This is a genomic window from Saccharopolyspora thermophila (assembly GCF_014646075.1).
Classification (GTDB): Bacteria; Actinomycetota; Actinomycetes; order Mycobacteriales; family Pseudonocardiaceae; genus Saccharopolyspora; species Saccharopolyspora thermophila.
In genome coordinates this window covers 121,854-142,165 of record NZ_BMMT01000013.1, presented here as the reverse complement: position 1 = coordinate 142,165, position 20,312 = coordinate 121,854, and the positions used below count along the sequence as shown (strand labels likewise).

19 protein-coding genes are annotated in these 20,312 nt (G+C 73.2%); 4 read left to right on the top strand and 15 right to left on the bottom strand.

What is annotated here, in order from left to right:
• From lnt to IEY17_RS18195, 3 genes are all read right to left on the bottom strand, one after another.
• Positions 1-1,575 carry an apolipoprotein N-acyltransferase gene (gene lnt / locus IEY17_RS18205; protein WP_229680277.1) on the bottom strand — a complete coding sequence of 525 codons (1,575 nt, stop codon included), beginning with the start codon at positions 1,573-1,575 and terminating at the stop codon, positions 1-3.
• Between the two features lie 407 nt (positions 1,576-1,982).
• The gene (locus IEY17_RS18200; RefSeq protein WP_188989321.1) at positions 1,983-3,602 is read right to left on the bottom strand and encodes an amidohydrolase; all 1,620 of its coding nucleotides are present in this window, start codon (positions 3,600-3,602) and stop codon (positions 1,983-1,985) included.
• Between the two features lie 185 nt (positions 3,603-3,787).
• Positions 3,788-4,345, bottom strand: a complete 558-nt coding sequence (locus IEY17_RS18195) for an FxsA family protein (protein WP_188989319.1) — start codon at positions 4,343-4,345, stop codon at positions 3,788-3,790.
• A 122-nt stretch (positions 4,346-4,467) separates the two neighbouring features.
• Between IEY17_RS18195 and IEY17_RS18190 the strand changes: the two genes are divergently transcribed.
• Positions 4,468-5,547, top strand: coding sequence for a GDSL-type esterase/lipase family protein (locus IEY17_RS18190; RefSeq protein ID WP_188989317.1), 1,080 nt, complete (start codon positions 4,468-4,470; stop codon positions 5,545-5,547).
• A 113-nt stretch (positions 5,548-5,660) separates the two neighbouring features.
• On the opposite strand, the gene IEY17_RS18185 is transcribed toward IEY17_RS18190, so the two are convergent.
• The 7 genes from IEY17_RS18185 to IEY17_RS18155 form a co-directional block, all read right to left on the bottom strand.
• The gene (locus tag IEY17_RS18185; RefSeq protein ID WP_188989409.1) at positions 5,661-6,101 is read right to left on the bottom strand and encodes an Lrp/AsnC family transcriptional regulator; all 441 of its coding nucleotides are present in this window, start codon (positions 6,099-6,101) and stop codon (positions 5,661-5,663) included.
• 26 nt (positions 6,102-6,127) lie between these two features.
• Complete coding sequence (locus IEY17_RS18180) at positions 6,128-7,282, bottom strand: M24 family metallopeptidase (RefSeq protein ID WP_188989315.1); 1,155 nt, start codon at positions 7,280-7,282, stop codon at positions 6,128-6,130.
• Between the two features lie 246 nt (positions 7,283-7,528).
• A complete protein-coding gene (locus IEY17_RS18175; RefSeq protein ID WP_188989313.1) occupies positions 7,529-7,804 on the bottom strand; it encodes an HPr family phosphocarrier protein in 276 nt (91 codons plus the stop codon).
• Positions 7,805-7,828: 24 nt separating this feature from the next.
• A complete protein-coding gene (locus IEY17_RS18170) occupies positions 7,829-9,295 on the bottom strand; it encodes a PTS fructose transporter subunit IIC (RefSeq protein WP_188989311.1) in 1,467 nt (488 codons plus the stop codon).
• Positions 9,292-9,744 (bottom strand): PTS sugar transporter subunit IIA, encoded by a 453-nt coding sequence (locus IEY17_RS18165; RefSeq protein ID WP_188989309.1) that lies wholly within the window; start codon positions 9,742-9,744, stop codon positions 9,292-9,294. Before IEY17_RS18165 ends, IEY17_RS18170 begins: the two co-directional genes overlap by 4 nt.
• Positions 9,741-10,685, bottom strand: coding sequence for a 1-phosphofructokinase (gene pfkB, locus IEY17_RS18160; RefSeq protein ID WP_188989307.1), 945 nt, complete (start codon positions 10,683-10,685; stop codon positions 9,741-9,743). The genes IEY17_RS18165 and pfkB overlap by 4 nt, the downstream gene beginning before the upstream one ends.
• Complete coding sequence (locus IEY17_RS18155) at positions 10,682-11,443, bottom strand: DeoR/GlpR family DNA-binding transcription regulator (RefSeq protein WP_188989305.1); 762 nt, start codon at positions 11,441-11,443, stop codon at positions 10,682-10,684. Before IEY17_RS18155 ends, pfkB begins: the two co-directional genes overlap by 4 nt.
• 97 nt (positions 11,444-11,540) lie before the next feature.
• Between IEY17_RS18155 and IEY17_RS18150 the strand changes: the two genes are divergently transcribed.
• The 3 genes from IEY17_RS18150 to IEY17_RS18140 all read left to right on the top strand — a co-directional run bounded on the left by IEY17_RS18150 (position 11,541) and on the right by IEY17_RS18140 (position 14,670).
• On the top strand, positions 11,541-13,181 hold the full coding sequence (locus IEY17_RS18150; protein ID WP_188989303.1) for a phosphoenolpyruvate--protein phosphotransferase: 1,641 nt from the start codon (positions 11,541-11,543) through the stop codon (positions 13,179-13,181).
• 75 nt (positions 13,182-13,256) lie between these two features.
• Positions 13,257-13,664, top strand: coding sequence for a YciI family protein (locus IEY17_RS18145; RefSeq protein WP_188989301.1), 408 nt, complete (start codon positions 13,257-13,259; stop codon positions 13,662-13,664).
• Between the two features lie 88 nt (positions 13,665-13,752).
• A complete protein-coding gene (locus IEY17_RS18140) occupies positions 13,753-14,670 on the top strand; it encodes a 5'-3' exonuclease (protein WP_188989407.1) in 918 nt (305 codons plus the stop codon).
• Between the two features lie 5 nt (positions 14,671-14,675).
• Here IEY17_RS18140 and IEY17_RS18135 read toward each other — a convergent pair whose 3' ends face one another.
• From IEY17_RS18135 to IEY17_RS18115, 5 genes are all read right to left on the bottom strand, one after another.
• Positions 14,676-15,476 carry an MBL fold metallo-hydrolase gene (locus tag IEY17_RS18135; RefSeq protein WP_188989299.1) on the bottom strand — a complete coding sequence of 267 codons (801 nt, stop codon included), beginning with the start codon at positions 15,474-15,476 and terminating at the stop codon, positions 14,676-14,678.
• Positions 15,477-15,504: 28 nt separating this feature from the next.
• Complete coding sequence (locus IEY17_RS18130; RefSeq protein WP_373289900.1) at positions 15,505-15,789, bottom strand: LmrA/YxaF family transcription factor; 285 nt, start codon at positions 15,787-15,789, stop codon at positions 15,505-15,507.
• A gap of 90 nt (positions 15,790-15,879) precedes the next feature.
• Positions 15,880-16,467 carry a DUF4333 domain-containing protein gene (locus IEY17_RS18125; protein WP_188989295.1) on the bottom strand — a complete coding sequence of 196 codons (588 nt, stop codon included), beginning with the start codon at positions 16,465-16,467 and terminating at the stop codon, positions 15,880-15,882.
• 83 nt (positions 16,468-16,550) lie between these two features.
• Positions 16,551-19,331, bottom strand: coding sequence for a DEAD/DEAH box helicase (locus tag IEY17_RS18120; RefSeq protein ID WP_188989292.1), 2,781 nt, complete (start codon positions 19,329-19,331; stop codon positions 16,551-16,553).
• A gap of 67 nt (positions 19,332-19,398) precedes the next feature.
• Positions 19,399-20,277, bottom strand: a complete 879-nt coding sequence (locus IEY17_RS18115) for a diacylglycerol/lipid kinase family protein (RefSeq protein ID WP_188989290.1) — start codon at positions 20,275-20,277, stop codon at positions 19,399-19,401.
• Positions 20,278-20,312: the final 35 nt, after the last annotated feature.

The following is a 20,312-nucleotide window of genomic DNA, read 5'->3' as shown; positions in this document are numbered from 1 at the left end:
TCAGGCGTGGGCCGCTCGCCGGGGCCGCCACCAGGAGGCGGCGACCGCGCCGACACCCAACAACACCACTGTCCACGTTGGAGCGCTGCCCAGCCTGGTGGCGATCGTCTGGTCGGTGCGCAGCGGCACCTCCGCGACCAGGGTCTGCGCGGTGAACAATTCGCTCTGCCGGGTTACGCTGCCGTCGGGCTGCACCACGGCGCTGACGCCGCTGGTCGCCGCGACCAACACGGCGCGCCCGTGCTCCACCGCGCGCAGCCGCGACATCGCCAGCTGCTGGTAGCTCATCTCCGAGTGGCCGTACCAGGCGTTGTTGGTCGGCACCGCGAGCAGTGTCGCGCCCCACTGGGTGGCGCCGGTGAACACGTCGTCGTAGGACACGTCGTAGCAGATCCCGACGCCGAGCCGGACGCCCCCGACGTCGAGCACCCCGGGCTGGTCGCCGGGCACCATATCCTGCCGGAAGCGGTCCACGAACGGGCTCACCAGGCGGGCGATCGGCCGCATCGGGATGGTCTCGGCGAACGGCACCAGGTGCTGCTTGACGTACTCCGCACCGGCCCCGGTGGCGGGGTCCCACTTCAGTACGAGGTTGTGCAGCTCGCCGTCGGCGTCCTGGCCCAGCCCGCCGACAACCAGCGGCACGCCCAGCCGCGCCGCGACGGCGGACAGGTCCGGGTCGGCCCGGTCGGGCCCCCAGCTGCCGACCTGCTCGGGCAGCACGACGAAATCCGGGCGCGGCACCCGACCCGCGGCGACGTCGTCGGCCAGCCGATCGGCGGCGGCGATGTGGTTGTCGTGCAGCACATCGTCCTCGTAGAGCAGGCCGAGGCCGATGTTCGGCGCGTTGCCCTGCACGATCGCGACCCGGGCGGTGCCCGCCTGGGCGTCGGTGCCGACGAACGGCCACGCGACCAGCCCGGCCAACACCGGCACGAGCACCGCCGCAGCCGGCGCGATCCAGCCGCGCGGGGTGCGCGCGCGGTGCGCGAGTTCAGCGAGCCCCGCGCCCGTGAGGGCCACCGCGAAGCTCACCGCGACAGCGCCGCCGATCGATGCCAGCGACAACAACGCGCCGGTGTCCTGGGTGAAGGCCAGCCTGCCCCACGGGAACCCGCCGAACGGGACGGCGGAGCGGGCGATCTCGGCGGTGACGAACACCGCGGCCATCCACACCGGTGCGCCCGGCAACCGGCTGACGCGGGCCATCCCGGCCCCGGCCAGGCCGACGAACAGTGCCTCCACCGCAGCCACGCCCAGCCACGGCCAGGGCCCGAAGTCGGCCCCGAGGAAGTCCTGCAACCAGCCCAGCAGCGGCAGCAGGTACGCGAACCCGAACAGCAGACCGTAGCCGAACCCGGCCCGGGCGCTCCGACCGCGCACCACCGCGGCGAACACCGCGAACGCGATCGGCGCCAGCCACCACAGCTCGCGCGGCGGCGACCCGGCGTACAGGCCGAACCCGGCCGCGACGACCGCGAACGCGCGATACCACCCTGCACCGGTGGGGAGGATCCGTGCCGCGCTGCCACCGCGCTGGGCACGCCGTTGCGGACGAGCCGTGGGGACAACCACCCGATCAACCTTCTCGGTGCCGCGGTCCCGGCGGCCAGGCCAGGACGAGATCGTGCAATGCCGTTTCTGTCGTGCTCTGTCGTGGTGCGCGGTGCGCAGGCTACCCCGGCGCGCGCCCATCAAATGTACGCCGACCGGGTGTACGCGGGCCTGCCCGCCCGGCCGCACCCCCGGGACTTCCGGACATTCCCGGCAGCGCCGCAGATCAGACCTGATCGAGCGATGCGAACCGGTGTTCGACTCTGGAACATGGAGTCATGATCACCAACGACTCCGCTTCCGCACGAACGACAGCACCGACGACACTGCCGCGAACACTGCCGAAGACGTTGCGGGAACAGACCATCCCGCCGCGTCCACACTCGACGACCGCCGGGGTCAGTCCACGGTGGACGCCGGTCGCGCCGTCACTCGAGGTCGTCGTCCTCGGGATCGCGGGCATACAACGTCCGCCCCCGCAGCACCGTGCGCAGGCAGCGTGGCCGCGGCGCGTCCGGCGAGAGGTCGGGCAGCCCCGGCACGCCCGCCCGCGGGTCGGTGGACCACCGCTGCACGCGGGAGTCGGGCGCGGTGACGACCAGTTCGCCGGCATCCCACACCGCGTAGGTGGCGGGCGCTCCGGGGACGAGCGTGCCCGTGACACCGTCGTCGGTCCCTGCGGCCCGCCAGCCGCCTCGGGTGTGCGCGGTGAACGCCGCGCGCGGCGAGATGCCGAAGCCCTCGGTGCGGTGGTGCACGGCCGCCTGGACCGCGCGCCACGGGTCGACCGGGGTCACCGGGGCGTCCGAGCCGAACGCCAGCAGCATCCCGTTGGCGGCCAGCCGGGAGAACGGGTTGAGCCGGGTGCCGCGCTCGCGGCCGAGGCGGCGCGCGTACATGTCGCCGGGGCCGCCCCAGGACGCGTCAAAGGCCGGTTGCACGGAGGCCACCACGCCGAACCGGGCCAGTTCGGCGGCCTGCTGCTCGTCCACCATCTCCAGGTGCTCCAGCCGGTGCCGCAGGGCGGCCAGCGCCGGTTCCCCGACGATCTCGGCGGCCTTGCGGAAGCCGTCGCACACCTCGGCCACCCCGGCATCGCCGATGACGTGGAAGCCCGCCTGCAGACCGGCGCGGGTGCACTCCACGAGGTGCTCGGCGATCGCGTGCGCGTCCAGGTAGAGCGCGCCGGAGGTTGTCGGGGCGTCGGCGTAGGGCTCGCGCAGCGCCGCCGTGCGGGAGCCGACGGCGCCGTCGACGAACAGATCGCCGGCGAGACCGCGGGCGCCGAGTTCGCGGGCCTTGTCCACCGCACCGAGCTCGCCCCAGTAGCCGACGACCTCGGGCACCCCGCCCTGCGCGGACAGCGCGAGCAGGTCGGCCAGGTCGTCGGCACCCGAGATGTCCGGTCCGGCGCACTCGTGGACGCAGGCCACACCGCGGGACGCGGCATGGCGGAGGAAGGCCAGTTGCGCTTCGCGGCGCTGCGCGGTCCCGAGCGCCTCGCGCGCGGCGCGGCGGGCGTGGTGGTGCGCGACCCTGGTCAGCGGGCCGTCCTCGCTCCAGCCCTCGGCCCCGCGGGCGAGCGGTGCGCGGTCGACCAGCGCGGTGGACACCAGGGCGGAATGCACGTCGATCCGGGACAGGTACACGGGTGCGCCGCCGGCCGCGCGGTCGATCTCGGCACGGGTCGGCGGGCGGCGTTCGGGCCACCAGGTCTCGTCCCAGCCGTGCCCCCACACCAGCGCACCGGGGTACTCCTCCACGTAGTCGCGCAGCGCATGCAGGAACTCCGTCAACGACGCGCAACCGGTCAGGTCCAGCCCGTTGAGCAGCAGACCTGTGGCGGTGGCGTGCACGTGCGCGTCGACGAAGGCAGGCGCCACGAACGCGCCCTCGAGGTCGATGACCTCGGCGTCGGGATGCAGTGCACGACCGGCCTTGTCGCCACCGACCCACGCGATGGTGCCCTCGGTCACGGCCATCGCGGTGGCACCGGCGTCGGCGGGCGAATAGATCCGGCCGCCGAGCAACAGCGTGGTCTCGGACATCTCTTCCGTGCTTCCCTGTTCCGGGTTTCCAACTGCGCAGTTCGACGTCGGCCGGTGGATCGGGGCGCGATTCCGCGCTCGGTCCCGGCTCCGCGACGGGGCCCAGTCCCACGATCGAACCCGACCACGATCGTTCGGGCGAGCTTACCCGCCGTCGGTGGACGGTCCGCGCAACGGCAACCCGATCAGCGACGCGGCTGCTCGTCGGGGTATCCGGCCTGCGCAGACCGCTGCGGCGGGAGCAGTTCCGGCCCGCTGCGCGGCGCGGCGGCGTCGTCCTCGGTGACCGAAACCACCTCGCCGTCGATGACGTCGCTGCCCGGGGCGGTGGCCCCGCGGTCGCGGTGGGCCCGCTGGACGTGCAGCCACATCTGGTCCTGCACCTGCTGGGACCGCCGCTCCGCGGCGCGCAGTATCCGCGTGCGCAGCAGGGCGCGGGTGGGCGGGAACAGGCAGATCAGCCCGCAGATGTCGCTGACGAAGCCGGGCAGGATGATCAGCAGGCCGCCCGCGGCGATGAGCACGCCGTCGGACAGTTCGCGGTCCGGGGCCCGCCGCTGGAGTGCCGCGTCGCGGAATTCCTGCAGCGTGCGGCGGCCTTCCCGGCGCAGTAGCCAGGTGCCCAGCGCCGCTGCCGCCACCAGCAGGCCGAGGGTGGGCAGCAGCCCGATCACCGTCCCGAGGGCGATGAGCACGGCGATCTCGACCACACCGGCGACGAGGAGCACAACGAGGATCGGCACGGGGCGGACACCTCCAGTCCATGGCAGTCACCCGGTCCAACGTCCGGGATGCCGCAAATGCTCCCGGTGCGCGTCCGAGGCGTTGCGCGCACCCTCGCTCGCGCCCCATAGACTTCCCTCCGATGCGGGCGCACAGGTCGAAATCACTCATCCTCCTGCTGGTCAGCAGCGTGCTCGCGCTCGCGTTGCTGATCAGCGACCAGTACCTGCCCGGGCTGCCGTTGCAGCCCAAGCAGTTGCCGGAGGCTGTGGTGACGCTCGGCGACAGCACACTGTCCGGAGAGGGGGGCGGCCACTACGTGGCCGGCACCAACGGCGAGCACGACAACTGGTGCCACCGCTCCCCCGCCGCACCGATCAACCAGTTGCGCCTGCCGCCGACGGTGACGCGCATCAACCTCGCCTGCTCAGGGGCGCAGGCCGAGATGGTCGGCGCCAATCCGCCTCCCGGCTCGGCCGAGGGCTCCCAGTCGAAGCGGCTGGCCGAGCTCGCGCAGCAGTACCGCATCACCGACGTCATCGTGCAGATCGGCGCGAACGACGACCCGGGGTTCTCCGCCGTGGTCAACCAGTGCGTGGAGGCATGGGTGCGGCAGGCACCGGACGGGTGCGCGGGTCCGCTGCGCACCGAGTGGCCGCAGCGGGTGGAGCGGATGAAGCCGAAGGTGCTCGCCGCGCTGCAGGACATCCGGGCGGCCATGGACAGCGCGGGCTACACCCCGAGCAGCTACTCGCTGGTGGTGCAGTCCTACGCCTCCCCGGTCGGCCCGGCCATCCACCCGGAGTTGCAGGGCCTGTCGGGGTGCCCGTTCCTCACCACGGACCTGGAGTGGATCCGCGACACCGGTGTCCCGCAGTTGGCCGCGGGACTGCGCGACGTGGCGCGACAGGTCGACGCGCGGTTTCTGGATTTGTCCCGCGCAGGCGTGGGCCACGAGGCGTGCACGGGCAACCCGCGAACCACCGAGGGCGAGTGGTTCACCAGGCTCACCGTGGACTGGCAGAGCCTGAAGGACGAACGCCGCGCCCCGCACGCGATGCAGGAGTCGTTCCACGCCAACGCGGCGGGGTACGCGCAGTTCGGCCGCTGCCTCGGCGAGTTTCTGGCGACGGAGGAGCCGAAGGCGGTGTGCCTGGCCGACGAGCACGGCAACCTCCGGGCGGTGCCGGAGCACATCGCCGCCATGCAGGCGCATCCCTAGCCGAATCGGCTTCGCGCCGAGCACGGCGGCCCGCGCGGCAGAGTCAGCACGACCCGCCCCGACGTGACGCATCGCCACACACGGCACGCCGGGGCCTGGCAGCGGAACTGGGTTCAGATGGCGGGAGGGCGGTTCTCGAACGGGGTGGACAGCACCACCGTGGTGCGGGTGGAGACCTTCGCCGCCTCGCGGATCTGCCGCAGCAGTTCCTCCAGGTCGAGCGGAGAGGCGACCCGCACCTGCAGGATGTAGGACTCGTCCCCGGCCACCGAGTAGCACGACTCGATCTGCGGCAGGTGCTCCAGCCGCTGCGGGTAGTCGTCCGGGGCGGCCGGGTCGATCGGCGTGAGCGAGATGAACGCGGTCAGCGGCAACCCGATCTGCTCACCATCCACTTTGGCCACGTAGCCCTGCAGGGCGCCGCGCTGCTCCAGCCGCCGGACGCGTTGGTGCACGGCGGACACGCTCAGCCCGACGCGTTCGGCGAGGTCGGTGAAGCTGCACCGGCCGTCGCGGGCGAGTTCGCGCAGGATGGCCCGGTCGGTGGCTTCCAGGGGGCCGGGGGTCCCGGATCTGTCGCTCACGCCGGCAGCACCACCAGCTCGTGCGGGCGGTTGTTGACGCTCTCCACGCCGTCCTCGGTGACCACGACGATGTCCTCGATCCGCGCGCCCCAGCGGCCCGGCTGGTAGATGCCGGGCTCGACGCTGAACGCCATGCCCGGCTCCAGGACGAGCTGGTTGCCGCCGACGATGTAGGGCTCCTCGTGGACGTCGAGGCCGATGCCATGCCCGGTGCGGTGCACGAAGTACTCGCCGAACCCGGCGGCGGCGATCGGTTCACGCGCGGCGGCGTCGATCGACTCGGCCGTGGCACCCGGCCGCACCGCCTGCACCGCGGCCCGCTGCGCCGCCTGCAGCACGGCGTAGGTGTCGCGAACGTCGGACTGGGCGGGCTCGCCGACGGCGTAGGTGCGGGTGCAGTCGGAGTTGTAGCCCTCCGGGATCGGCCCGCCGATGTCGACCACGACGACGTCGCCGCGCTCGATCACCCGGTCCGACAGGGCGTGGTGCGGGCTGGCGCCGTTGGGCCCGGAGCCAACGATGACGAACGCGGCTTCGACGTGGCCCTCGGCGCGGATCGCGGCGCTGATGTCGGCACCCACTTCGGCTTCGGTGCGGCCGGGCTTGAGGAACTCCGCCATCCGGGCGTGCACCCGGTCGATGGCGGCTCCGGCCTTGCGCAAAGCTTCGATCTCGGCGGCGTCCTTGCGCATCCGCAGTTCACGCAGCACGGGCGCGGCCAGCACCTGCTCGGCTCCGGGCAGTGCGGAGCGCAGCGGGATGGTGTGCAGGGCGGGCATGACGTCGGCGACGGCGAGCCGGGCGGGCGCGGCCCCGCCGCGCCGCAGCAGGTCGGCCACGAGAGCGTGCGGGTCCTGGCCGTCGACCCAGGTCACCACCTCGACCCCCAGGTCGGCCAGGGGCAGGTCGGCGAAGCCGGGCTCTTCGAGCTTGGGCACGACCAGCGCGGGCGGTGCCGCCGCACCGGCCGCGGGCAGCACGAGACAGGTTAGCCGCTCGTGGGACTCCCCACCGGCGCCGAGCAGGTAGCGCAGATCGGAACCTGGCGAGATCAGCAGCGCGTCGAGGTCGGCCGCGGCGGCGGTTGCGGCTGCCCGGGTCAGGCGGGCCGCGAGCACGGCCGGGTCCTGCTTCATCGAGACGGTGGCCATGGCGCCCAGCCTAATCCCGGCGCGCGGCCGCGACGCCCGCGCGGTCCCACTCCCGCCACAGCCGAACACCACGACCGCGGTTCCAGGAACCGCTGTGTGACGGCGGCGTGACCTGCGGCGACTGCACGACGGCGCAGAAGGCCGGAAAGGATGCTCTGCACGCGTTGACGGCCGGGACTCCCCGCGGGAAGTCCCGGCCGTCAACAGGAATCGCGTGGTCCGCCGTTGGGCCCGGACCACGCATCGTCAGGCGGGCACCTCGTCCAGGTCCTGTTCCAGCAGGGCGACGAGTTCGTCCAGCACCGCTTCGCTGTCCGCGGTGAGCTCCACCTCGTCACCGTGCTGCGCATTCAGCGTCATCAGGCCCAGGATGCTGGAGGCGTCGACCGGGTCACCGGCCGCACCGTCGACGACCTTGGCAATCGTGACCGGGACGGGTTGCTCGGCAGCGGCCTTGGCCAGCAGCGCCGCCGGGCGGGCGTGCAGGCCGACCGAGGCTGCGATGCGCACACGTCGTTGCATGGGTTCTTTCCTCTCGGTTCCGGATCAGGCGGGGACCGCGGCCGACTCGGGCGCGGGCTGCTCGGCCCGGTTGCGGCCGAGCTGCTTGGCGAACAGCACCAGCACGGTCGAGACGGCGACCCCGGCGAGGATCGCCACCAGGTACATCAGCGGGTTGCCCACGAGCGGCAGGACGAAGATCCCGCCGTGCGGGGCGCGCAGCGTGGCGCCGAAGGTCATCGACAGCGCCCCGGTGGTCGCCGAACCGATGACGATGGACGGGATCACCCGCAGCGGGTCGCCCGCGGCGAACGGGATCGCGCCCTCGGTGATGAACGACGCGCCGAGGAGCCAGGCGGTGCGCCCGCTGGCCCGCTCCGCGGGGGTGAACAGCTTGCCGCGCACCACCGAGGCCAGCGCCAGCCCCAGCGGCGGCACCATGCCCGCGGCCATCACCGCGGCCATGATCTGCAACGAGGCCGTGTTGCCGATGCTCAGGCCGCCGACGGCGAAGGTGTAGGCGACCTTGTTGACCGGCCCGCCCATGTCGAAGGCGATCATGGCGCCGAGCAGGGCGCCGAGCAGCGCCGCGTTGGCCCCGGACAGGCCGGTGAGCCAGTCGGTGAGCGCCGACATCGCCAGGGCGATCGGCTTGCCGATCACGACGAACATCAGCACACCGACGACCAGCGATCCCAGCAGCGGCAACACCACCACCGGCATGATCCCGGCGATGCCGCGCGGCACGTTGATCTGCTTCAGCCCAGCGATCACCGCACCCGCCAGCAGACCGGCGACCAGCCCACCGAGGAAGCCCGCGCCGACGGTGACCGCGATGGCGCCGCCGACGAAGCCGGGGGCGATGGCGGGCCGGTCGGCGATCGCGAAGGCGATGAACCCCGCCAGCACCGGCACCAGGAACGTGAACGCCTCCGAGCCGATCTGGTTGGCCAGCGCCGCCCAGCTGATCAGGCTGGTGGGGTCGAACTGCTCGGTCACCGGCGGGGCGTCGGTGATCTGGTAGCCGCCGAGCGCGAAGCTCAACGCGATCAGCAGACCACCGGCGGACACGAACGGGATCATGTAGCTCACGCCGGTCATCAGCCACTGCCGCAGCCGGGTGCCGAACCCGGCGCCCGACACGACCTTGCTGGACAGCGCGGGTTCGGTGGATTCCGGTTGCGCCGACGTCGCGTCGGCGGGCTTCGCGCGGGCCGCTTGCCTGGCCTGTTCCAGCAGCCCGGGCGCGTCGTTGATGGCCTGCTTGACAGTAGCCTCCACGACGGGCTTGCCCGCGAACCGCTCGCGGTCGCGGACCCCGACGTCAGCGGCCAGGATGACCGCGTCCGCGCCCTGCACGTCCGCGGCGGACAGCGGGGTGGACCCGGCCGATCCCTGGGTCTCGACGGCGATCTCGTCGCCGGCGGCCTTGGCCGCCTGCTCGAGGGCCTCGGCGGCCATGTAGGTGTGGGCGATGCCGGTGGGGCACGCGGTGACGGCTACGTACTTCATGGCGCGACCTCCTCGCGCACGTACTGGGCGACCTGGGCGGGGTCGGTGGCGTCCAGCAGGGTCTGCTTGAACTCGGCGCGCACCAGCCGGCGGGCCAGCGCGGCGAGCACGGTCATGTGGTCGGCATCGCCGCCTTCCGGGGCGGCAATGAGGAAGATGAGCCGGGCGGGGCCGTCCTCGGCGCCGAAGTCGACACCGGCGGAGCTGCGGCCGAAGGCCAGCGACGGCGCGGTCACCGCCGCGGAACGGCAGTGCGGGATGCCGATACCGCCTTCCAGCCCGGTCGGCATCTGCTGTTCGCGCGCTTCGATGTCGGCCAGGAAGCGTTCGAGGTCGGTGACCCGCCCGGCCTTCACCAGCCGTTCGGCCAGGCCCCGCACCACGGCGCGCCGATCGGTGCCGACCAGTTCCAGGTCGACGAGGTCCGGGGTGATCAGTTCGGTCGTCATGCCGCCACTCCGCTGAGGCTCACTGTTTTGTCCACTGCATCCACGTGCACCCGGGACGGGTGCACGTCGTCGGGTCCGGGCATCCGGCTACCGGCCAGTCCGACCGCCGCCGTTCCGTAGGCGACGGCGGTGCGCAGGGCGGCGGGGCCGGTGCCGCCCGCCCGCAGGAATCCGGCGAGCATTGCATCACCCGCGCCGACGGTGCTGCGCACCTGGGTGGCGACACTCGTGGCGTGCCAGGTGCCGGTGTCGGCCACCAGCACGGCACCGAGCTGGCCGAGGCTGACCAGCACGGTCCGCACGCCGTCGGCGCGCAGCCGGTGCGCCACGTCCAGCACGTCGCCGAGGTCGCGCAGCGGGCCGCCGGCCAGTTCGGCGAGCTCGGCGAGGTTGGGTTTGACCAGGTCCGGGGCTGCCGCACAGGCCAGACCGAGGGCCGGGCCGGAGGCGTCGACGGCGACCTGGGCGCCGGAGCGCCGGGCGGCGCGCACGATGCGCGCGTGCAGGTCGTCGGGGCATCCGGCGGGCAGGCTGCCGCAGGTGACCAGCCAGTGCGCTCGGGCGGCGAGGTCCGCGGCGGTGCGTTCCAGTGCCGCGACCTCGTCCGGGGTGAGTTCCGGGCCGGGTTCGTTGAACTTGCTCGTGGTGCCGTCGGCTTCCACCACCGCGACGTTGGTGCGGGTCGGGGCCTGCACCGGTACCTCCACCACGGGCACCGCCTCGGGCGCGAGCAGTTCGGCCAGCTGGGCTCCTTCGGCCCCACCGGTGGGCAGCACGGCCAGCGTCGGCACGTCGGCGGCGGCCAGCGCGCGAGCGACGTTGACGCCCTTGCCGCCGGGGTCGAGGTGGACCCGGATGCTGCGGTGCACGGCTCCGGGCACGAGCCGGTCGATCTGCACCGTGCGGTCCAGGCTCGGGTTGGGGGTCACGGTCACGATCACGCCAGCACCACTTCCGCGTCGACACCGGCCAGCTCGTCCAGCGCCGCCTGGTCCAGCCCGTCATCGGTGATCACCAGGTCGATCTCGGCGAGCTCGGCGAAGCGGCTGAACTGGTCGTCGCCGTACTTGCTGTGGTCGGCCAGCAGCACCCGCTTGCGGCAGGCGGCGATCATCGCGGCCTTGACCGCGGACTCCGCCGGGTCGGGCGTGGTGCAGCCGCGCGCTGCGGAGAAGCCGTTGGTGCCGAAGAAGCCGACGTCGATCGTCAGGGTGCGCAGCACGTCCAGGGCCCACGACTCGACCGAGGCGAGCGTGGTGCTGCGGATGCGGCCGCCGAGCAGGTGCAGGTTGTAGTTGTTGCGGGGCGCCAGCTGGTTGGCCACCGGCAGGGAGTTGGTCACCACGGTCAGTTCGCGGTCGGCGGGCAGTAGTCCGGCGAGCCGTGCGGTGGTGGTGCCCGCGTCCAGCAGCACGGTGCCGCGGCTGGGCACGGCGTCGAGGGCGGCGCGGGCGATGCGCTCCTTCTCGGCGGCGTTGGTCTGGTCGCGCAGCGAGACGCCGGGTTCGAAGTCCAGCCGCTCGACCGGGATGGCGCCGCCGTAGACGCGCCGGACCAGGCCCTGGCGTTCCAGCGCGGCCAGGTCGCGCCGGATGGTCTCGGGTGCCACCTCGAACTCGGCCGCCGCGGCGGTGACGTCGATGCGCCCGTCGCGTCGTGCCCGTTGCACCAGCAGTTGCTGGCGCTCCGCCCCGTACATGACCGTTGTCCTCCGGTTCCTGTTTGGTGTTGCCTGATTGTGCCCTGTGTTGCCATATTGTCAAGGCTTGGAGAACACGGAGGGACGAGGAGTGGTCATGTCCGCCAGCACGTTGCAGGGCGTCGGTGTCAGCCCCGGCCGGGCTGCGGGCCCGATCATGCGGGTTCGCGACCGGTTGCCCGAACCGGCGGCCGAACCCGCCCCGGCGGACCGCGAGGCTGACGCGGCGCGCATCCGGCCCGCGGCCCAGGCGGTGGCCCAGCGCCTCCGCGACCGGGCCGCCGGCGCGACCGGGCAGGCGCGGGCCGTGCTGGAGATGACCGCGGCGATGGTCACGGATCCGGCGCTGCTGGACAACGCGGAGAAGGCGGTGCTCAAGCGCGGGCTCCCGGCGCCGCGCGCGGTGTTCGAGGCCGCCGACGAGTTCGCCGCGCTGCTCACCGCCACCGGCGGCTACCTGGCCGAGCGCGCGCAGGACGTGCGCGACGTGCGGGACCGGCTGGTCGCCGAGCTCACCGGCACCACCCCGCCGGGAGTGCCGGAGCTGACCCGGCCGAGCGTGCTGGTGGCGCGTGATCTCGCTCCGGCCGACACCGCCGACCTCGATCCGACGCTGGTGCTCGCGCTGGTCACCGAGGAGGGCGGCCCGACGAGTCACACCGCGATCCTCGCGCGGGCGCTGGGCATCCCGGCGGTGGTCGCGGCGCGCGGTGTCCTGGCCACGGCGGCCGCCGGTGCTCGTGTGGACGGCGGGGCCGGTGTCGTCGAACTGCTCGACCACGCGGTTGAGCCCCAGGCCGCGGACCGCTCCCGCGCGCGCTGGGACGGCACCGGCGCGACCGCCGACGGGCACCGGGTGCGGCTGCTCGCCAACATCGGCTCGGCCGCCGACGCGCAAGCCGGGATCGAGGCGGGCGCGGAGGGTGCGGGCCTGTTCCGCACCGAGTTCTGCTTCCTGGACGCCGCGACCGAACCGGACGTCGAGGCGCAGCGAGATGCCTACGCGGCGGTGCTGCGACCCTTCGCGGGCAGACCGGTCGTGGTGCGGACGCTGGACGCCGGGGCGGACAAGCCGATCCCGTTCCTGGGTGTGGACGGCGAGCCCAACCCGGCGCTCGGGGTGCGGGGGCTGCGGATCGCCTTCGACCGGCCCGAGTTGCTGGACCGCCAGCTCGCGGCGATCGTCGCGGCGGCGTCCGACACCGGTGCGCAGGTGTCGGTGATGGCCCCGATGGTGGCCACCGCCGGCGAGGCGGCCTGGTTCGCCGAGCGGGCCCGCGCGGCCGGTGTCGAGCGGGTGGGCGTGATGGTGGAGACCCCGGCCGCGGCGCTGTGCGCCGACCAGGTCCTGGCAGCCGTCGACTTCGTCAGCATCGGCACCAACGACCTCGCCCAGTACACCACCGCGGCGGACCGCATGATCGGCGCGCTGGCCACCCTGAACGACCCGTGGCAGCCCGCTCTGCTGCGCCTGGTCGCCGGGCTCGGCCGGGCCGGGCGGGAGTCCGGCAAGCCGGTCGGGGTGTGCGGGGAAGCGGCGGCCGACCCGCTGCTGGCGGGTGTGCTGGCGGGGCTGGGTGTCACCAGCCTGTCGATGACGGCCGCCGCGCTGGCCGCGGTCGGGGCCTCGCTGGCGGAACACCCGCTGGCCGACTGGCAGGCGGCCGCGCAGCAGGCGCTGTCCGCTCCTGGCCCGGCGCAAGCGCGGCAGCGGGCCGCCGCGGTGCTGGGCGGCTGAGGTGGTCGGTGATCGGCTCGGCCCTCGCGGGTGAGCGTGACCACAATGGGTCGCACAGCACCGAGGAGAACCACGATGACCAAGTACCTGCTGCTCAAGCACTACCGCGGGGCCCCGGCTCCGGTCAACGACGTGCCGATGGACCAGTGGACGCCGGAGGAGATCTCCGCCCACATGCAGTACATGCGTGACTTCGCGGCCCGACTGCAACAAACCGGCGAGTTCGTCGACGGTCAGGCGCTCGCCCCCGAGGGCACGTTCGTCCGGTACGACGGCGAAGGTCGTCCGCCGGTCACCGCCGGCCCGTTCGCCGAGACCAAGGACCTCATCGCTGGCTGGATGGTGATCGACGTCGACAGCTACGAGCGCGCCATCGAGCTGGCCGGCGAGCTCTCCGCTGCGCCCGGAGCCGGCGGGAAGCCGATCCACGAATGGCTCGAGGTGCGCCCGTTCCTCACCGAGCCGCCCACGGTGACCCGGTGAACGCCCACGATGAACTCCGATGCGCCGGAGCCGGACACGCGGCTGTCGCGGGGACGTGACAAGCTGGCGCACCGTGACTGGTCCTCTGATGCTCGTCGATTCGGCCGGGTTGTGGTTCCGCTCGTTCTACGCCCTGCCGGACTCGCTGACCGCCCCGGACGGCACGCCGGTGAACTCGGTGCGCGGGTTCTGCGACATGCTGGCCAAGCTGATCACCGAACGGCGGCCGGGACGGCTGGTGGCCTGTCTGGACAACGACTGGCGCCCGCAGTTCCGCGTCGACGCGCTGCCGTCGTACAAGGCGCACCGGGTGGCCGTTGCGGACCCGGACGCCGAGGAGGTGCCCGATGCGCTGTCGCCGCAGATCCCGGTGATCATGGCGGTGCTGGACGCGGCGGGCGTCGCCACCGCGGAGGCCGAGGGCTACGAGGCCGACGACGTCATCGGCGTGCTGGCGGCGCGCGAGGACCGCGACCCGGTGGAGGTGATCACCGGCGACCGGGACCTGTTCCAGTTGGTGCGCACCGACCCGACGCCGGTGCGGGTGGTCTACATCGGGGCGGGGTTGGCGAAGGCGCAGGACTTCGGCCCGGCCGAGCTCGCCGAGAAGTACGCGCTGACGCCGGAGCGGGCCGGGGACGACTACGCGGACATGGCGGTGCTGCGCGGCGATCCCTCGGACGGGCTGCCCGGGGTGGCGGGCATCGGCGAGAAGACGGCGGCGAAGCTGATCACCCAGTTCGGCTCGCTGGAGGCCCTGCTCGTGGCGGCCGGGAGCGGTGACACCCGCCTGACGCCACGGGTGCGCGGCAAGCTCACCGACGCCGCCGACTACCTCGCGGCGGCCCCGTCGGTGGTCCGCGTCGTCCGCGACGCCCCGGTGGTCCTCGACCGCCCGGACACCTTCCCGCCGTCCGCTGTGGACATCGACCGCCTGCGCGACCTGCAACGCGAATGGGGCCTCGGCGCCAGCATCGACCGCCTCATCACCGCCCTCACGCCCTGAGCTGGTCAGCTGTCCTGTGTGGACGTGTAGCGGTCGAGCTCGATCGGATCGTGCGCACAGAACACCTCGACGTGCCCGCGGTGCGCGGTGACGAGGTCGTGCAGCCGTTCCTGGTTGCGGCGCCGCAGCGGCCCGTTGACCTGTACGCGGCTCTGGAAGTACCGCAGCATCGGCGTGCAGTGCGGCCGTTCGGCCATCTCGCCGTGGTAGAAGTACGCGTCACCGGCGTGCAGCAGCCACCGGCCGTCCGACCTCCGGACCGCGACGCCGGTGTGCCCGCGGGTGTGCCCGGGCAGCGGGATGAGCAGGATGCCCGGCGGCAGGCCGGGCAGCTCGCGCACCGCCTCGAAGCCGAACCACCGCTCCCCGTCGGAACTACGGTGGAGGTTCCACTGTGGACCGTGCTGGAACTGGTGGCTGAGGTAGCGGGCCCGCTCGGGGCTGTTGCGCATCGCCCGGTACTCCGAATCGTGGACGTGGACCTGGGCGTGCGGGAAGTCCGGCAGGCCACCCGCGTGGTCGCGGTCCAGGTGCGTCAGCACGATGTGCCGCACGTCCTCGATGCGGTAGCCCAGCTGTTTTACCTGCGCCGCAGCGGTTTCCGCGACTTCCAGCACCGGGCGGCTCAACCGCAGGAAGCTGCGCTCCAGCTGCTCGGTGTGCGTGGTGACGTCGGCGATGCCGTAGCCGGTGTCGACGAGAATCAGTTCCCCACCGGTCTCGATCAGCAGGCAGTGGCAGACCATCCGCGCGCGGCCGAGCAGGCTGCCGCCCTCGTTGACCAGCCGCCCGCCGAACGGCCGCATGGTGCCGCAGTTGAGGTGTCGACGCGCATCAGCTCTCCTCCGTTCGGGCCGCGGTCAGCAGCTCCACCAGTTGATCGGCGACGGTCTGCAGCGGGGTGAGGCCGCGCTGGACCCGGCAGAGCAGCAGCGCGCCTTCGAGCATCGACAGCGCCGCCACCGCCCGCTGCTCGGCCCGCGTGACGCCCCATTCCTCGAATTTCGTCGTCAGCTGCCGCAGCCACGACCGGTACGCGTCGTCGCAGGCGGTGCGCACCTGCGGGCTCTCCGCGCTGGCCTCCAACGCGACCGTCGCCACCGGGCAGCCGCGGGTGATGTTTGATTCTCGTGGACACCCGCCGCGCCGCTGCAGCGGAGCACAGGCGGCGTGAGCGTGACGGCGACCCGTCTGGTCGTCGAACGAGGTTTACTTGGGGTGGCCGACCTCGTAGACGCCCTTGTCGTTCTTGACCGTCACCGTCACCGTGCGGGACTGCGAGTTGATGCTGACCTTGCAGTCGAAGCGCGTCCCCGGCTGCACCGCCTGCCCACTCGGGCAGCTGACCTTGCCCACCCCGGCCAGCCCGTAGGAGCCCTTCAAGGTCTGCGCCACGCCCTTCTCCACGCTGGCCGCGTCGAACACCGGCCGGACGAACCAACCGGGCGAGACGAAGCCCAGCACCAGCACCACGGCGGCCACCACGACCACCCCGGCCCCGGTCAGCACCCATGGCAGCGCGGAACGCTTCTTCGCCGGCGGCCGCTGCTGCCCGTGGCCGCCCTCGAACCGGCCGTACCCGCCGCCGTAGGCTCGCGGCGCGGGCGGCGATGGCGGCGCATACCCGCCTGGCTGCCCGTAGCTGCCCGGTTGCCCGTACCCGCCTGGCTGCCCGTACCCGCCCGGCTGCGGGTAGCCCGGCGCGGTCTGCGGCACCCCACCCGAGTACGTCCCGGGGCCCTGGGGCTGCTGCCCCCACCGGGGGTAGCCCCCTGGCGGGCCGTATGGGGTCGACATCTGCACCTCCGGAAGACGATCACCTGGGCGGTCGGGCGCACCGCCGCCAGCAGATCAAACCACAACACGCCGACGGAAGGTCATCACACCGCGCCCGCGGCCACCACGCCACGGCGGATCGCGGTGACCGCCTTGGCCGCCGCCGCACCCACCGGGTCGCCGACCCCGACGACCTCGCGGATCTGGTCGAGCAGGTCCACCACCTGGCGGCACCAGCGGACGAAGTCGCCCGCGGACAGCTCGTGCCCGCTGGACTCCGCGGCCGTCAGCACCCGCTCCAGCGACTCCCCGCGCGCCCAGCGCAGCACGGGCCACGCGAACCCGGGGTCCGGTTCGCGGGTCCGGGTCAGCTTGTGCCGCCGCTCGTCGTCCTCCAGCTCCGCCCACAGCTGCCAGGTCGCCTGCAGGGCGTCGCTGACCGGTCCGGACGGCACCGCCGGGGCCAGCGGCCCCTCCCGGCGCGACTCGTACACCAGCGACGACACCACAGCCGCCAGCTCCGCCGGGCCGAGCTCGCGCCACGCCCCCACCCGCAGGCACTCCGCGGCCAGCAGGTCCGACTCGCTGTACAGCCGGGACAGCCGCCGCCCGTGCCGGGTCACCTCGCCGTCCGCGCTGCCGGACGCGGGCAGGTAGCCGCGTTCGACCAGCAGGGCGACGATCCGGTCGAACGAGCGGGCCAGCGAGTGGGTGGTGGCCGCGACCTTGCGCCGCAGGTTCTCGTTCTCCCCGCGCAGCCGCTCGTAGCGCTCCGCCCAGCGGGCGTGGCTCTCCCGCTCGTCGCAGCCGTGACACGGGTGCGCCTTCAGCGCCCGCCGCAGGCTCGCCAGCTCCGCGTCGTCGGCGGCGTCGGAGCGCCGCCGGGACCGTCTGCCGGAGGCCTCCAGGCCGGTGTTGCGCAGCGTGGACGCCAGGTCGCGGCGGGACTTCGGGGACCGCGTGTCGACGTGCTTGGGCAACCGGATCCTGCCGAGCGGCTCCACCGGCGAGGTGAAGTCGGCCACCGACAGCCGCCCCGACCAGCGGTCCTCGGTCACCACCAGCGGGCGCGGCTCGCCCATCGGCTCCAGCCCGGGGTCGATCACCACCGCCAGGCCGGAACGCCGGCCCGCGGGCACCGCGATCACGTCGCCCTTGCGCAGCTTCTCCAGCGACTTGGCCGCCTCGGCACGCCGCGACTGCCGGTTCTGCCGCGCCAGGTACTTCTCCCGTTCCGAGATGCGGCGCCGCAGCTGGAAGTACTCGTCGAAGTCACCGAGGTGGCAGCGCATCGCCTCGGCGTAGCCCTCCAGCGCGTTGTTGTTGCGCTCCACGCGGCGCGACAGGCCCACCACCGACCGGTCGGCCTGGAACTGCGCGAACGACTGCTCCAACAGCTCCCGCGCGGCGTCGCGGCCCACCCGCTGCACCAGGTTGACGGCCATGTTGTAGCCGGGCCGGAACGACGAGCGCAGCGGGTAGGTGCGGGTGGAGGCCAGGCCGGCGACCTGCCGCGGGTCCATCCCGGGCTGCCAGACGACCACCGCGTGGCCCTCGACGTCGATGCCGCGCCGCCCGGCCCGGCCGGTCAGCTGCGTGTACTCGCCGGGGCCGAGGTCGACGTGCGACTCGCCGTTGAACTTCACCAGCCGTTCCAGCACCACCGTGCGGGCGGGCATGTTGATGCCCAGCGCCAGGGTCTCGGTGGCGAACACGGCCTTGACCAGGCCGCGTACGAACAGCTCCTCGACGGTCTCCTTGAACGCCGGCAGCAGCCCGGCGTGGTGCGCGGCCAGCCCGCGCTCCAGCGCCTCCCGCCACTCCCAGTAGCCCAGCACCGCCAGGTCGGTCTCCGGCAGGTTCGCGGTGTGCTCGTCGACCACCTGCCGGATCTCGTCGACCTCGGCGTCGGTGGTCAGCCGCAGGCCCGCCCGCATGCACTGGGCGACGGCCTGGTCGCACCCGTTGCGGCTGAAGATGAACACGATCGCCGGCAGCAGTCCGGCCGCGTCCAGCCCGGTCAGCATCTCCACCCGCGACGGCGGGGAGAAGCGCGGCGGGCGTGGTCCCCTGCGCCTGCCGTTCGGGCCGCCGCGGCGACCGCCGTAGGGCAGGTGCACCCGGGTCAGCTGCTGGGTGTGCCGCAGCAGGTTGGGATTGATCTGCAGCTCCCGATCGGCGTCTTCCCCGCCGAACAGGTCGAACATCCGCGGCCCCACCAGCATGTGCTGCCACAGCGGCACCGGCCGGTGCTCGTCGACCACCACCGTGGTGTCGCCGCGCACCTCCTGCAGCCACTCGCCGAACTCCTCGGCGTTGCTGACCGTCGCCGACAGGCTGGCCACCTGCACGTGCTCCGGCAGGTGCAGGATGACCTCCTCCCAGACCGCGCCACGGAACCGGTCGGCGAGGTAGTGCACCTCGTCCATCACCACGTAGCCGAGCTGGTCGAGGCTGCGCGACCCCGCGTAGAGCATGTTGCGCAGCACCTCGGTGGTCATCACGACCACCTGGGCGTCACCGTTGATGGAGGTGTCGCCGGTCAACAGCCCCACGGCCGCGCTGCCGTGCCGCTCGCACAGGTCGGCGTACTTCTGGTTGGACAGGGCCTTGATCGGCGTGGTGTAGAAGCACTTGCGGCCCTCCGAGAGCGCGAGATGCACGGCGAACTCGCCGACCACGGTCTTGCCGGCGCCGGTGGGCGCGCACACCAGCACGCCCCGGCCCCCTTCGAGGGCCTGGCACGCGGTGCGCTGGAACGGGTCGAGCTCGAACGACAGCCCTCCGGCGAAGTCGGCCAACCTGGGGTGGGCGTTGCGGCGAACGTGCGCCGCGTAAGCCTCGGCCGGGGAGAGCTTGGCGGGGTTGGAACGGCTGGCAGCCACCCCCCAAGGTTTTCACATCACCCCGACCGGCGTCGCAGCACTGGGCAGCCCGCCGGTGCCGGGCCCGTCACAGCAGCACCGGCAGCGCACCCAGCACGCACCGCATGCTCAGCGGCAGGCGTGCCTGCGGTTCACCGTCGGCGAAAGCCACCCAGCCGTTCTCGCCGCCCAACCGCACCGTGCGGGCCCGCAGCGTGCACACCGCCGGATGCTCGACGTGCCGCCCGGTGCGCAGGCGAGGCAGGATCCGCACCAGGTCCAGTCGGGACACCCGGCCAACGATCGTCAGGTCGAACGCCCCGTCGGTCGGGTCCGCGTCGGGGCACACCGGGATGCCACCGCCGTAGCAGGCGGTGTTGCCGACCGCGACCAGCGTGGCGTCCAGCTCGGTGGTGCCCGACTCGGTCTCCACCCGCAACGGCATGGCGTGCAGGCCGATCAGCTCCCGCACCACGGCCACGTCGTAGCGGCGCTGCCCGCGCAGCCACCGCATCCGGTTCGCACGCGCGTTGACCCGCGCGTCGAAGCCCGCGCACAGCACCGTGGCGAACCAGCCGCCACCGGCGATCTTGCCGAGGTCGATGTGGCGGCGGCGCCCCTCCCCCAGCGCGGTGGCGGCGGCCCGCGCGGCGGCGATCGGCTGCAGCGGCACGCCCAGCCCACGGGCGAGGTCGTTGCCGGTACCGGCCGGGATCAACGCCAGCGCCGTGCTCGTTCCGGCGCACGCCTGTACCGCCAGGTGCGCGACCCCGTCACCACCGACCACGGCGAGCACATCAGCACCGTCGGCCACCGCGCGCCGGGCCGCGGCAGCCGTTGCGCCCGGGTCGCTCGCCAGCACGGTCCGCACGTCGCAGACGGCGCGGAGGTGACTGATGACTTCGCGGGCCACGGCCGCGGAAATCCCACCACCGGCCGCCGGGTTGATCACCAGGACACAGCGCACGAGGCAGCATCTTCGCCCACCGCACCCCGGCTTGG